Raw genomic sequence first — 13,003 nt, 5'->3', positions numbered from 1 at the left:
CAGCCAGCGGTGCGGTGAATTGGCCGGGGACGTTGCTCAATGGCCGGCCACGTCTGCATGAAGACCTGCGCTTTCATGGCCGCCATCGCTCGCCCCATGAGCTCTGGCTGGTCATCGTCGATGCGTCGGCCTCGACCCGTCGTCATAGGGCCTTGAGTGATGGCAAGGGCTTGTTGGCGCAACTGTTCGACGATGCCTACCGGCAACGCGCCCGGTTGGCGCTGTTGACGGCCAGCGGCAGTGTCCCGAACTGGCAGGTACAGGGACTCAAGGCCTCGGCCGGGTTGCGCGACTGGCTCGACAGGCTGGGCGCCGGCGGCGGTACGCCGTTGCTGGCGGCGTTGAGTGAGGCCGGGCGCTGGCTGGAGGCCCGACGCAAGCGTTACCCGGCGGAGCAGCAGCGGGTGTTGTTGATGACGGATGGGCGGGTGAAAGAGAGCCTGCCGCTGCCGCCACTCGATTGCCCGTGTCTGTTGATCGACGTCGAGCGAGGCCCGATTCGCCTGGGCCGGGCCCGGCAGTTGGCGGGGCAGTTGGGGGCTCAGTATCGGCATATCGATGATGGGGTATCTGGCTGATAGTCGTTGGCTGGATGGGGCTCATCGCGAGCAGGCTCGCTCCCACATGGGCTGTGCGGTGAATACCGAATTGATCAACACCACAACTCCCTGTGGGAGCGAGCCTGCTCGCGATAGCATTACCTCGGTCCCCGATCTGCCCCCGAGTCGGATCCCTGTTCTATGCTCAGGCAACTTCACAGGAGTGAACCATGCGCATACTCATCACCAACCCCCAGGACGACTTCCGGGTCAAGGCCTATGCCGGCACCAACGGCGTGTTGCTCGCCATGGACCTGGCCGAACCGCGGCGCAAGGGCCTGCTGGGGTTTGCCATTGAGAAGCAGCAGGGTGACAAGCCCTGGTTGTTCCTGTTCAACAGCCTGACGTTCCCCGACAAGGCCCACACCTTCCCCCAATTCCACGCCACGCCCAGCGACAAGGCGCCTTTGCAGAAATTTCGCTGGGCCGATTACGCCGTCAATCCCGGTATGACCATTCATTACCGTGTGCACCTGGCCTACGGCAGTTCCGATGCGCCGCAGTTGGGAGAGTCCCTGGAGGTCACGGTCACCAGCGATAACGGCCAGCCGACCAACCAGCGGGTGATCTTCAATCGTGCCGTGGCCGCCAGCCAGGCGTTCCAGCGCAAGTTCCCCGAACTGGATGCGTTGATCAGTGCCAACCGGCACCTGTCCATCGACGACTGGCCCGATGCACCGCGTCGCTGGTTGGAAAACGGTCTGCTGGGACGCCTGACCGGCTTCATCGACCGGGCGCTGGATGCGACCTGGGCCCTGGATGTCGCCATCTACGAGTACGAACTGCCGGTGATCGTCGAGGCGGTGAATGCCGCTTTCACCCGTGGTGCGCAGGTACGGGTGCTGTACCACGCCGAACCGGGCGACGAGACCACGCTGCGCAACGAGGCCAGCCTGGAAAAACTGCCGCCGGCCAACAAGCGGGGAAGGGTGACCCAAGGCATCTTCCACGACAAGTTCATCGTCTTGAGCAAGGTCGACGGCAGCGGTGCGTTGCACCCCGAGGCCGTGCTCTGCGGCAGCACCAATTTCACCGCCAACGGTGTCTACCGCCAGGCCAATGTCGTTCACGTGCTGGACGATCCCCGGGTGAGCGACAGCTATCGCCAGGTGTTCGAGCAGATCTGGGCCACCCCGCAGGACGTCGATGCTACCCGCCAGTGGCTGACCCAGAGCAATCCCATGGACCCGCAGGACCCCTTGTTCGCCGGGTTCTCGCCGCGCACGGGCGGAGGCGACCTGGACCGCTTCGTCGACATCATCAAGGCCGCGCGCAAGGACCTGCTGTTCGTCACCGCGTTCGTCCTGCCCGACCGGATCCTCGACGCCTTGCTCGGCCAGCCCCACGACGATGTGCTGCGCTACGGCCTGCAAAACACCACCAGCCGCATCACCGGCTTCCATGCCGACCGCACCGCCGAATTCGCCGCCACCGCACTGCTCAATACCGGGCTGGAGGGCTGGCTCAGGGAAAACATGAAAGGCCAGAAGGGCAACCTGCTGGTGCACACCAAAGCCATCGTCACTGACTTCACCAGCGACACGCCCACCATCATCAGCGGCAGCCATAACCTCAGCGCCGCGGCCAGCAGCAGTAACGATGAAAACTACCTCATCATCCAGGGCGACACCGACCTGGCCGACCGCTACGGGCTGGAGCTGCTGCGCTTCTACGAGCATTACCGCTTTCGCTATTTCGCCAAGAAGCTCGCGCTCCAGCAGGTCAAGCCGTTGGCGGTGGATGACAGCTGGAGTGACGATTATTACCGCGATGGGGATTTGCGGATGTTGTCTCGGGTGAGGTTTTGCGGGCGCTAATGCCAGTGGTAAGGAGCGTTTCAGAGTGCTATTTTTCGCATGATTAAGAGTGCTCAAGGAAACATCTCATGACACATATCGTACTTTCGCAAGTCGTCGCCAGTATCTCTGAGCTCAAGAAAAATCCAATGGGAACCGTCGCCGCTGGTGGAGGACTTTCCGTCGCGATTCTCAATCGTAACGAACCGGCTTTCTATTGTGTGCCCGCTAAAGAGTATGAAGCCATGATGGATCGACTTGAGGATATGGAGTTGGTCGCTCTTTGCCGCGAGCGTGAGAACGATCCAACGATCAAGGTTTCTCTTGATGACCTATGAGTTGGAGTTTTCCGATAAGGCATGGAAGGAATGGCAAAAGCTGGGAGCGACGTTAAGAGAGCAGTTCAAAAAGCAGCTCGAAGAGCGATTGCTTAATCCGCATGTCCAAGCTGACCGTCTGCATGGGCTGGGTTGCGCCTATAAAATCAAGCTGCGCAATGCAGGCTATCGACTCGTCTATCGTGTGGTAGACGAGGTGTTGGTCGTAACAGTGATTGCGGTCGGTAAGCGTGAGCGTGGCCAAGTGTACGATGAGGCCGCCAAACGGTAGATAACCTCCTGTGGGAGCGAGCCTGCTCGCGAAGGCGGCATCATATCCAACATCAGTTCAAGCTGACCCACCGCTATCGCGAGCAGGCTCGCTCCCACAGAGGGCACGGCCTGGCACCGGTTTGGGGCCTTGCTACTCGCACGTCGTAGCCAACGGTAGCAATTGCCCGATAACGCCCCAGGTCGTCCCCGCCCGGCCAGTTTCTCCATCTCCCTGATTCCATTCACTTTCCATTTTCCTCGCCCATGGGTCTCAAACCTGTGGCACACTTTCTGCTGTCTATTCCGTTGTTACATACCATGTTCCGGTATAGCGGAATAAACTCATCCTGGAGTGCTTGCCATGCATCGCCGACCTTCCTTGTTCAAAGCGTGTGTTTTTCTCTTCGCGGCCACGACGGCTGCCATGGGTGTCGCTCAGGCGGCCGACAGCAAGCTGGACAGCGTGCTGCAACGGGGGAAATTGATCGTGGGCACGGGCAGCACCAATGCGCCGTGGCACTTCCAGGGAGCGGATGGCAAGTTGCAAGGGTTTGATATCGACATCGCACGGATGGTCGCCAAGGGTCTGTTCAACGACCCGGAGAAAGTCGAGTTCGTGGTGCAGTCTTCCGATGCGCGGATTCCCAACCTGCTGACCGACAAGGTGGACATGAGCTGCCAGTTCATCACCGTGACCGCCAGCCGCGCTCAACAAGTGGCCTTCACCTTGCCGTACTACCGCGAAGGCGTGGGCCTGCTATTGCCGGCCAACAGCAAGTACAAGGAAATCGACGACCTCAAGGCTGCCGGCGACGGCGTCACCGTCGCGGTGTTGCAGAACGTCTACGCCGAAGAGTTAGTGCATCAGGCGCTGCCCAAGGCCAAGGTCGACCAGTACGACAGCGTCGACCTGATGTACCAGGCAGTGAACTCCGGTCGCGCCGACGCGGCAGCCACCGATCAGTCCTCGGTCAAGTACCTGATGGTGCAGAATCCGGGTCGCTATCGCAGCCCGGCGTATGCCTGGAGCCCACAAACCTATGCCTGCGCGGTCAAGCGCGGCGACCAGGATTGGCTGAACTTCGTCAACACCACCCTGCATGAAGCCATGACCGGCGTGGAATTCCCCACCTACGCCGCATCGTTCAAGCAGTGGTTTGGCGTCGAGTTGCCGTCGCCGGCCATCGGTTTCCCCGTTGAGTTCAAATGATCCCGTGAACTCGGGGCGTCACGTGCGGGCGCCCCGTCGAAGGTACTGCCGACTATGAACTATCAGTTGAATTTTGCCGCTGTCTGGCGCGATTTCGACACCTTGCTGGCGGGGCTTGGCCTGGGACTCGGCCTGGCGCTGGTGTCGATCGCGATCGGTTGCGTGATCGGCCTGGCCATGGCATTCGCGCTGCTCAGCAAGCACCGGGTCTTGCGCGTGCTGGCGTCGGTGTATGTCACGGTGATCCGCAATACGCCGATCCTGGTGCTGATCCTGCTGATCTATTTCGCCTTGCCAAGCCTCGGCATCCGCCTGGACAAGCTGCCGTCGTTCGTCATCACCTTGTCGTTGTACGCCGGGGCCTACCTGACCGAAGTGTTCCGCGGTGGGTTGATGAGCATCCACAAAGGCCAGCGGGAAGCGGGCCTGGCGATTGGCCTGGGCGAGTGGCAGGTGAAAGCCTATGTCACCGTGCCGGTGATGCTGCGCAACGTGCTGCCGGCGTTGTCGAACAACTTCATTTCGCTGTTCAAGGACACGTCCCTGGCGGCGGCGATTGCCGTGCCGGAGCTGACCTATTACGCCCGCAAGATCAACGTGGAGAGCTACCGGGTGATCGAAACCTGGTTGGTGACCACGGCCTTGTATGTCGCGGCCTGTTATCTCATTGCCATGCTGCTGCGGTATTTCGAGCAGCGCCTGGCGATTCGCCGTTAGGAGCGTCCCATGTACGAATCCCCCAGTTGGTTGCATGAGCTATGGGTTGCCCGGGAGACGCTGTGGGCCGGGTTTCTGACCAGCGTGCAATGTTCGCTGCTGGCGATTTTGCTGGGCACCTTGATTGGCCTGGTTGCCGGGCTGGTGCTGACCTACGGCCGCACCTGGATGCGCGCACCGTTTCGCTTCTATGTCGACCTGATTCGCGGCACGCCGGTGTTCGTGCTGGTGCTGGCCTGCTTCTACATGGCTCCGGCGCTGGGCTGGCAGATCGGCGCGTTCCAGGCCGGCGTCCTGGGCCTGACGCTGTTCTGTGGCTCCCACGTGGCCGAGATCGTGCGCGGTGCCTTGCAAGCGCTGCCCCGTGGGCAGATGGAAGCCAGCCAGGCCATCGGCCTGACGTTCTTCCAGGCCCTGGGTTATGTGCTGCTGCCCCAGGCACTGCGGCAGATCCTGCCGACCTGGGTCAATTCCTCCACCGAGATCGTCAAGGCCTCGACCCTGCTGTCGGTGATCGGCGTCGCCGAGTTGCTGCTCAGCACCCAGCAGATCATCGCCCGGACCTTCATGACCCTGGAGTTCTACCTGTTCGCCGGGTTTCTCTTTTTCATCATCAATTACGCCATCGAATTGCTCGGGCGGCACATTGAAAAGCGGGTGGCCTTGCCATGACTGACGTTTCGACTCCCTCCAACGCCCAGCCGCTGCTCGACATTCGCGGCCTGCGCAAACAATACGGCCCGCTGGAAGTGCTCAAGGGCGTTGACCTGAGCATGCAGCGCGGCAATGTAGTGACGCTGATCGGCTCCAGCGGTTCGGGCAAGACCACGCTGCTGCGCTGCGTGAACATGCTGGAAGAGTTCCAGGGCGGGCGGATCATGCTCGACGGCGAGTCCATCGGCTACGACGAAGTCGACGGCAAGCGAGTGCGCCATCCCGAAAAAGTCATCGCCCGGCACCGCGCGATGACCGGCATGGCGTTCCAGCAATTCAACCTGTTTCCCCATCTGAGCGCGTTGCAGAACGTCACCCTGGGCCTGCTCAAGGTGAAGAAGCTGCCCAAGGACGAAGCCGTGGCCCTGGCCGAGAAGTGGCTGGAGCGGGTCGGCCTGCTGGAACGCCGCAACCATTTTCCCGGTCAGTTATCCGGCGGCCAGCAGCAACGGGTGGCGATTGCCCGGGCGATCGCCATGAATCCCAGCCTGATGCTGTTCGATGAAGTCACTTCGGCCCTCGATCCGGAGCTGGTGGGCGAAGTGTTGAACGTGATCAAGGGCCTGGCCGAAGACGGCATGACCATGCTGCTGGTGACCCACGAAATGCGTTTCGCCTTCGAGGTCTCCGACAAGATCGTCTTCATGAACCAGGGCCGTATCGAAGAGCAGGGGCCGCCGAAGGAACTGTTCGAACGGCCGCAGTCGCCACGCCTGGCGGAATTTCTCAAGAACACTCGTTTTTAATCCATTGAACAAGGAGATCCACTCATGAGCATCAAGCGCTACGGGACCGGCAGCACCGCGGGTGGCGGTCAGCCACGGCCTTTTGCCCGCGCCGTCGAGGCCGATGGCTGGCTGCACGTGTCCGGCCAGGTGCCGGCGGTGAACGGCGAGATCATCGCCGGCGGGATTGTCGAGCAGACCCACCAGACCATGAAGAATGTGATCGCCATCCTCGAAGAGGCCGGCTACGAGCTCAAGGATGTGGTGCGCTGCGGTGTGTGGCTGGATGACCCGCGGGATTTCTGGAGTTTCAACAAGGTATTCGGCGAATACTTCAGCCCCGAACACGCCCCGGCCCGGGCCTGTGTGCAGGCGAGCATGATGGTGGATTGCAAGGTCGAGATCGATTGCGTGGCCTACAAGAAAAAGTGAGGCCATCGCGGGCAAGCCTTGCTCCCACAAGATCAAGCTGTGCCTGTGGGAGCAAGGCTTGGCCGCGATAGCGATCTACCAGACGCCACCGCTGTCTGGTTACACTCGCGGCCAACTGAATGGGAACCCAAGACATGACCGAAGACACCATCAAACGCCGGGCCCGGGGACTGGATCGGGCGTTCGATATCCTCGATTTCCTCAAGGAGATCGGCCAGCCGCTGCGCCCGAACGACATCGCCAGCGGCATTGGCAGCCCCAAGTCCACGGTCTACGAGCTGGTGGCATCGCTGCTGGAGCGGCGCATCCTCGAGCCGGTGGGCAAGGACGGCCACGTCTACCTGGGCCGCCAGTTGTACTTTCTCGGGCAGGCGCACCTGCGGCATTTCGATTTGAGCCGCGAGGCCGATCAGGCCTTGCAGGAGATTGTCCGCCAGACCCGGGAAACCGCGCAGATGTGCCTGCTCAACGGACGCAAGTACACGGTGGCGCTGATGAAGGAGGGCGAGCGGCATTTCCGCATTTCATCGGACATTGGTGAAAACGCGCCAATCCCCTGGACCGCCTCCGGCCGCCTGTTGCTGGCGCACCTGAGCGATCAGCAGATCGTCGACCTGATCGACCCCGACGACTTCATCCTGCCGGATGGCGAGCGCCTGCCGGTGGAGCAGTTTCTCAAGGAGATCCGCCAGGCCGGCCTCGACGGGTTCTTCTCCTTCGACAGCGTCGCCGACACCTTCACCCACTGCTTCGCCGCCCCGGTCAAAGACCCCGACGGCGTGGCCATCGCGACCCTGTGCATCGTCGCCCCCCGGGCCGACGCCAAGAACAATTACGCCGACTACCGCCGGGTGCTGATCGACAGCGCCAACAACCTGGCCCGGCGCATCAATGAATAGACAGTAGCGGTCATCCGCGACCGCGAGAGGAGTTCGACCATGTCTTCTGCCATTCAGGACACAGCCGTAGAGAAGGGCGCCGCCACCGTCGGTGCCTACCTGTTGCGCGACGTCAGTCTGCCGGCGTTGGTGCTGCATCGCGACGCGTTGGAACACAACATTCGCTGGATGCAACAGTTCGTCAGCAACAGCGGTGCCGAGCTGGCGCCCCACGGCAAGACCAGCATGACCCCGGCGTTGTTCCACCGCCAGCTCGATGCCGGCGCCTGGGGCCTCACCCTTGCCACCGCCGTGCAAACCCGCGCCGCTTACGCCCACGGTGTGCGGCGGGTGCTGATGGCCAACCAGTTGGTGGGCACGCCGAACATGGCGCTGATCGCCGATCTGCTGGCCGACCCGACGTTCGAGTTCCACTGCATGGTCGATCATCCGGACAGCGTTGCCGACCTGGGCGAGTTTTTCGCTTCTCGCAGGATGAAGCTGAACGTGATGATCGAGTACGGCGTGGTCGGTGGTCGCTGCGGTTGTCGGAGCGAGGCCGAAGTGTTGGCCCTGGCCGAGGCGATCCGGGCGCAACCGGCGCTGGCCCTGACTGGTATCGAAGGCTACGAAGGGGTGATCCACGGTGATCAGGCTGTCAGCGGCATCCGCGCGTTCGCCGCGTCCCTGGTGGGGTTGGCGGTGCAGTTGCAGGACAGCGGCGCATTTGCCCTCGATAAACCGATCATCACCGCCTCGGGCTCGGCCTGGTATGACCTGATCGCCGAATCCTTCGAGGTGCGCAATGCCCACGGGCGTTTCCTCAGCGTGCTGCGGCCCGGCAGTTATGTGGCCCACGACCATGGCATCTACAAGGAGGCCCAGTGCTGCGTACTGGAGCGGCGCAACGACCTGCACGAAGGCCTGCGGCCGGCACTGGAGGTCTGGGCCCATGTGCAATCCCTGCCGGAGCCGGGCTTCGCGGTCATCGCCCTGGGCAAGCGCGATGTGGCCTACGACGCGGGGCTGCCGGTGCCGCTCAAGCGCTACAAGCCCGGAGCGGATTCGGTAACCGGTGATGACGTGAGCGGCTGCAAGGTGACGGCGGTGATGGACCAGCACGCGTTCATGACCGTGGCGCCGGGGATTGAGTTGCGGATCGGCGACATCATTGCGTTCGGCACTTCCCATCCGTGCCTGACCTTCGACAAGTGGCGGGTGGGATGCCTGGTGGATGAGCAGTTGCGGGTGGTCGAAAGCATGGAGACTTGTTTCTAGGCTTGAAACCGAGTCGCGGCCATCGCGAGCAGGCTCGCTCCCACAGGAGGAATGCGTTTCAAATGTGGGAGCGAGCCTGCTCGCGATGACGGCCTGCCAGACACCACCGAATCATCAGGACTTTCCATGAGCCACTCCAAACCCCGCATCGCCCTGATCGGCGAGTGCATGATCGAACTGCAGCAACGCGCCGACGGCAGCCTGCAACAGAGCTTCGGCGGCGACACCCTGAACACGGCGGTCTACCTGTCCCGCGCCTTGGGCGACCAGGCATCGGTGGATTACGTCACGGCCCTGGGCGACGACAGTTTCAGCGACGCCATGTGCCAGAGCTGGGCCGAGGAGAACATCGGACTGGAGAGGGTACAGCGCTTGCCCGGCCGCTTGCCGGGTTTGTATTGCATCCAGACCGATGCGGCCGGTGAGCGACGGTTCCTGTACTGGCGCAACGAAGCGGCGGTACGCGATTGCTTCACCACGCCGGCCGCCGCACCGATCCTGGCGGCGTTGCCGGATTACGATGTGCTGTATTTCAGTGGCATCACCCTGGCGGTGCTGGGCGAGCAGGGGCGCGGCAAGCTTATCGAGACCCTGGTCGAGGCGCGTCGGCGAGGTGCTCAGGTGGTCTTCGACAACAACTATCGACCAAGGCTCTGGGCCTCGGTCGACGCCGCCCGTGCGGCCTATCGCAGTGTATTGCCTTACGTGGAGCTGGCGCTGCTGACCGTGGACGACGAGCAGGCGCTGTTCGGTTATGCCGACAGCGCAGCGGTGTTCGCCGCCTACGAACCGCTAGGCACCCCGGAAGTGGTCCTGAAGCGCGGTGCCGAGGCGTGTCTGATCCGCTGCGATGGCCAATCGTATGAAGTGCCGGCCCAGCGGGTCGAGCGGGTGGTGGACACCACGGCGGCGGGGGATTCGTTCAGCGCGGCGTACCTGGCGCGCCGCTTGATGGGTGGCAGCCCGGTGGAAGCCGCCGAGGCCGGGCATCGGTTGGCGAGTCGGGTGATTCAGGTGCCGGGGGCGTTGATTCCCCGATAGCGACCCACCACAGAACCTCATGTGGGAGCGAGCCTGCTCGCGATGACAGTGTGTCAGTCACCATCAATATCAACTGACCCACCGCTATCGCGAGCAGGCTCGCTCCCACATGTGACCTGCGTTGGGCCCGATATCAATCCCGATAAAACACCTGCACCAGGTGATAGCCGAACTTGCTCTTGATCGGCCCATGCACCACCCGTAGTGGCTTCTTGAAGATCACCGCATCGATCACCCCGACCATCTGCCCCGGCCGCACTTCACCCAGGTCGCCGCCGCGTTTGCCGGACGGGCAGGTGGAGTATTTCTTTGCCAGCACATCGAACGCTTCGCCCTTGGCGATGCGTTGCTTGAGCTGTTCGGCTTCTTCGGCGGTTTTCACCAGGATATGGCGGGCTTGGGCTTTCATCGCAGCGCTGACCTGAACAAAAGGGGGCGATTATGCCTCAACTCAGGCGACATGGTTGATCATCGTCCGAATCTTGTTCGCCAGCAAATCCAGGGTGAAAGGCTTGGCGACCATGTCCATGCCCTGTTCCAGGAAGCCCTGGCGTTCGGCGGCTTTCTGCGCATAACCGGTCATGAACAACACCTTCAGATCGGGTCGATGCTGACGGGCGATCTCCGCCAGTTGCCGGCCATTCATGCCGGGCAGGCCGACGTCGGTGACCAGCAGGTCGATGCGCCGGTCCGACTCCAGCAACGGCAGGGCGGTCTTGGCGTCTTCGGCTTCAAGGGCGGTGTACCCCAGCGCCTGCAACAGATCGAGCACCAGCATCCGCACCGCCGGCTCGTCTTCCACCAGCAATACGGTTTCGCCGGCGATGGCGGCCGGTGCCTCGACGGTGGTGGGCTGCGTCGGTTGCTCGACAGGCGCCACCCGCAGCCGCGGCAGGTACAACTGCACCCGTGTGCCCTGGCCCGGCACGCTGTCCAGATTCAGCAGTCCACCCGATTGTTGGGCAAAGCCATAGATCATCGACAGCCCCAGTCCGGTGCCCTGGCCGATGGGTTTGGTGGTGAAGAACGGATCGAAGGCCTTTGCCAGCACGGACGGTGTCATGCCGCTGCCATTGTCGCTGACGGCAATCATCACGTAGTCCCCGGGCTTGATCGGTTCCAGGGTACTGATGTCGCTGCCGTCGAGGTAGACATTGGCGGTTTCGATGGTGAGCTCACCGCCGTCGGGCATGGCGTCCCGGGCGTTGATCACCAGGTTGAGCAGGGCGTTTTCCAACTGGCTGGCATCGGTGCTGACGGGCCACAGCTCATCGGTCAGTTGCAGGCGCAGCGCAATGTGGTCACCGGTGGTGCGACTCAGCAGGTCTTCAAGGGATAACACCAGGCTGTTGGCGTCCAGCGGCTTGCGGTCCAGGGACTGGCGTCGGGAAAAGGCCAGTAGCCGATGAGTCAGGGCCGCGGCGCGGTTGGCCGATGACACCGCTGCTTCGGTAAAGCGTCCGATCTCGTCGATGCGGCCGCTGGCGATGTAGCGCTGCATCAGGTCCAGGCTGCCGAGAATGCCGGTGAGCATGTTGTTGAAGTCGTGGGCGATGCCCCCGGTGAGCTGGCCCACGGCCTCCATCTTCTGGGCATGGCGCAACGCTTCCTCCGCGCGCTCGCGTTCGAACATCTCGTTTTGCAGGCGGTGGTTGGCTTCGGCCAATTGCTGGGTGCGGGCGATGACCCGTTCTTCCAGGGTTTCGTTGAGGTTGCGCAGGGCTTCCTCGGTTTTCTTGCGCTCGGTTTCGTCGATCACAAAAATGTAGAAGCCGTTTACCGTGCCGTCCGCGCCATGGCGAGGCAGGTAGTTGGTCAGCGCATGCCGCGGCCGGCCGTCGCGGTGGTCCGACTGCACGGCGAAGCTGCACGGCTTGCCCGCCAGGGCTGCGGCAATCTGCTCGGCGCGAGCGGCATAGCCTTCTTCGCCGATCACTTCGCGAATGGTCTTGCCATAGAGTTCCTGCGGGGTCAGTCCGAACCAGTCCAGGTAGGCACTGTTGTTCAGGCGGAAACGTTCTTCGCGGTCCACGTAACTGATGAGGATCGGCATGGCGTTGATGATCAGTTGCAGCTCGGTCTGGCTCTGGCGCAGGGCTTGCTCGGTGCGCTTGCGCTCGGTCAGGTCCAGGGCCGCGCCAAGAAAGCGCTTGGGCCGGCCATGGCGATCCTTGTAGCAGCGACCGCGCACGAACACCCAGCGCAGTTCGCCGTCGGGCTGCAACAGGCGGTACTCCTCGGCATATTCGGTGCCGTGGGTGATGCAATGCTTGATGCTGCGGGCGACCATCGCCCGATCCTCGGGGTGCACGCCTTCGAGGTAGGCGCTGATGGGCAACTGCCGCGACAGACTGGGATCGACACCGTGCAGCAGGGCGAAATGCGCATCGGCGATGAAGCGGTCTTCGCTGATGTCCCAGTCCCAGGTGCCCAGCGTATCGGCTGCCGCCAAGGCCAGTTGCAGGCGCTCTTCGCTTTCCTGCTGGGCCTTGAGGCTGGCTTCGGAACGGCGTTCGAACTCCAGGGCCAGGCGTCGCCGCTCGCTGGTTTCGATGGCGGTGATCAGGATGCCGGCCACGGCAGCGCCTTCGTCACGCACGGGGCTATAGGTCAGGTCCAGCCAGAGGTCGCAGAGCCGGCCGGCGAAGGGCAGGCGCCATTGCTGGTCGCGGCTGGTGTGCGTGCGGCCTTGCAACACGTCGTTATAAATCGGCGCGCTGACGCTTTTGAGTTCAGGCCATGCGGTGTGGGTCGGCTGGCCGAACGCCTGGGGATGTTTATCGCCGGCCAGTCGGGAAAAGGCGTCGTTGTAGAAGTGGATCAGTTGCGGCCCCCACAGTAAGGCCATCGGCATCGGCGAGTTCAGCACGATGTCCACGGCGGTGCGCAGGCTCTGGGGCCAGGTTTCAGCGGCGCCCAGCGGGCTGGAACTCCAGTCCAGTCGCTCGATCAGGCGCTGTGTGCCGCTGCTGGCGGGTGTTGCGTTCATCACGGAATCCCTGGGTGGCGTGTCGCGTCTACTA

At 62.7% G+C, this 13,003-nt stretch carries 14 protein-coding genes; 12 read left to right on the top strand and 2 right to left on the bottom strand.

Annotated elements, in window-relative coordinates; all coding sequences use genetic code 11:
- Positions 1–14: 14 nt before the first annotated feature.
- The 12 genes from N005_RS24935 (at position 15) to N005_RS24880 (ending at position 9,980) form a co-directional block, all read left to right on the top strand.
- Complete coding sequence (locus N005_RS24935; protein WP_081993350.1) at positions 15–578, top strand: vWA domain-containing protein; 564 nt, start codon at positions 15–17, stop codon at positions 576–578.
- A 191-nt stretch (positions 579–769) separates the two neighbouring features.
- Positions 770–2,416: a phospholipase D-like domain-containing protein gene (locus N005_RS24930; RefSeq protein WP_047703619.1), complete on the top strand. Its 1,647-nt coding sequence runs from the start codon at positions 770–772 to the stop codon at positions 2,414–2,416.
- Between the two features lie 68 nt (positions 2,417–2,484).
- Positions 2,485–2,733, top strand: a complete 249-nt coding sequence (locus N005_RS24925; protein WP_003182829.1) for a type II toxin-antitoxin system Phd/YefM family antitoxin — start codon at positions 2,485–2,487, stop codon at positions 2,731–2,733.
- Positions 2,723–3,004 (top strand): type II toxin-antitoxin system RelE family toxin, encoded by a 282-nt coding sequence (locus N005_RS28495; protein ID WP_081993349.1) that lies wholly within the window; start codon positions 2,723–2,725, stop codon positions 3,002–3,004. Before N005_RS24925 ends, N005_RS28495 begins: the two co-directional genes overlap by 11 nt.
- A gap of 342 nt (positions 3,005–3,346) precedes the next feature.
- Entirely contained in the window at positions 3,347–4,195 is an 849-nt protein-coding gene (locus tag N005_RS24915) for a transporter substrate-binding protein (RefSeq protein ID WP_047703617.1), read from the top strand.
- Positions 4,196–4,249: 54 nt separating this feature from the next.
- Positions 4,250–4,912 carry an amino acid ABC transporter permease gene (locus tag N005_RS24910; protein WP_041024414.1) on the top strand — a complete coding sequence of 221 codons (663 nt, stop codon included), beginning with the start codon at positions 4,250–4,252 and terminating at the stop codon, positions 4,910–4,912.
- A gap of 9 nt (positions 4,913–4,921) precedes the next feature.
- The gene (locus N005_RS24905) at positions 4,922–5,584 is read left to right on the top strand and encodes an amino acid ABC transporter permease (protein ID WP_047703616.1); all 663 of its coding nucleotides are present in this window, start codon (positions 4,922–4,924) and stop codon (positions 5,582–5,584) included.
- Positions 5,581–6,372, top strand: coding sequence for an amino acid ABC transporter ATP-binding protein (locus N005_RS24900; protein WP_047703615.1), 792 nt, complete (start codon positions 5,581–5,583; stop codon positions 6,370–6,372). Before N005_RS24905 ends, N005_RS24900 begins: the two co-directional genes overlap by 4 nt.
- A 24-nt stretch (positions 6,373–6,396) precedes the next feature.
- On the top strand, positions 6,397–6,783 hold the full coding sequence (locus N005_RS24895) for a RidA family protein (RefSeq protein WP_024781238.1): 387 nt from the start codon (positions 6,397–6,399) through the stop codon (positions 6,781–6,783).
- A 134-nt stretch (positions 6,784–6,917) separates the two neighbouring features.
- On the top strand, positions 6,918–7,682 hold the full coding sequence (locus N005_RS24890) for an IclR family transcriptional regulator (protein WP_047703614.1): 765 nt from the start codon (positions 6,918–6,920) through the stop codon (positions 7,680–7,682).
- Positions 7,683–7,721: 39 nt separating this feature from the next.
- Positions 7,722–8,939, top strand: coding sequence for an amino acid deaminase (locus tag N005_RS24885; protein WP_047703613.1), 1,218 nt, complete (start codon positions 7,722–7,724; stop codon positions 8,937–8,939).
- Positions 8,940–9,065: 126 nt separating this feature from the next.
- Positions 9,066–9,980: a sugar kinase gene (locus N005_RS24880; protein ID WP_047703612.1), complete on the top strand. Its 915-nt coding sequence runs from the start codon at positions 9,066–9,068 to the stop codon at positions 9,978–9,980.
- Positions 9,981–10,113: 133 nt separating this feature from the next.
- Here the strand turns inward: N005_RS24880 and N005_RS24875 are convergent, their stop codons facing one another.
- Both N005_RS24875 and N005_RS24870 read right to left on the bottom strand, forming a co-directional pair.
- Positions 10,114–10,389, bottom strand: a complete 276-nt coding sequence (locus tag N005_RS24875) for a peptidylprolyl isomerase (RefSeq protein WP_003182808.1) — start codon at positions 10,387–10,389, stop codon at positions 10,114–10,116.
- 42 nt (positions 10,390–10,431) lie between these two features.
- Entirely contained in the window at positions 10,432–12,969 is a 2,538-nt protein-coding gene (locus N005_RS24870) for a PAS domain-containing hybrid sensor histidine kinase/response regulator (RefSeq protein ID WP_047703611.1), read from the bottom strand.
- Positions 12,970–13,003: the final 34 nt, after the last annotated feature.

It is taken from the genome of Pseudomonas mediterranea CFBP 5447 (assembly GCF_000774145.1).
In the GTDB taxonomy this organism is placed as follows: Bacteria; Pseudomonadota; Gammaproteobacteria; order Pseudomonadales; family Pseudomonadaceae; genus Aquipseudomonas; species Aquipseudomonas mediterranea.
Note: the sequence above shows the minus strand (reverse complement) of the source record. Positions and strands in the feature narration are given on the sequence as shown.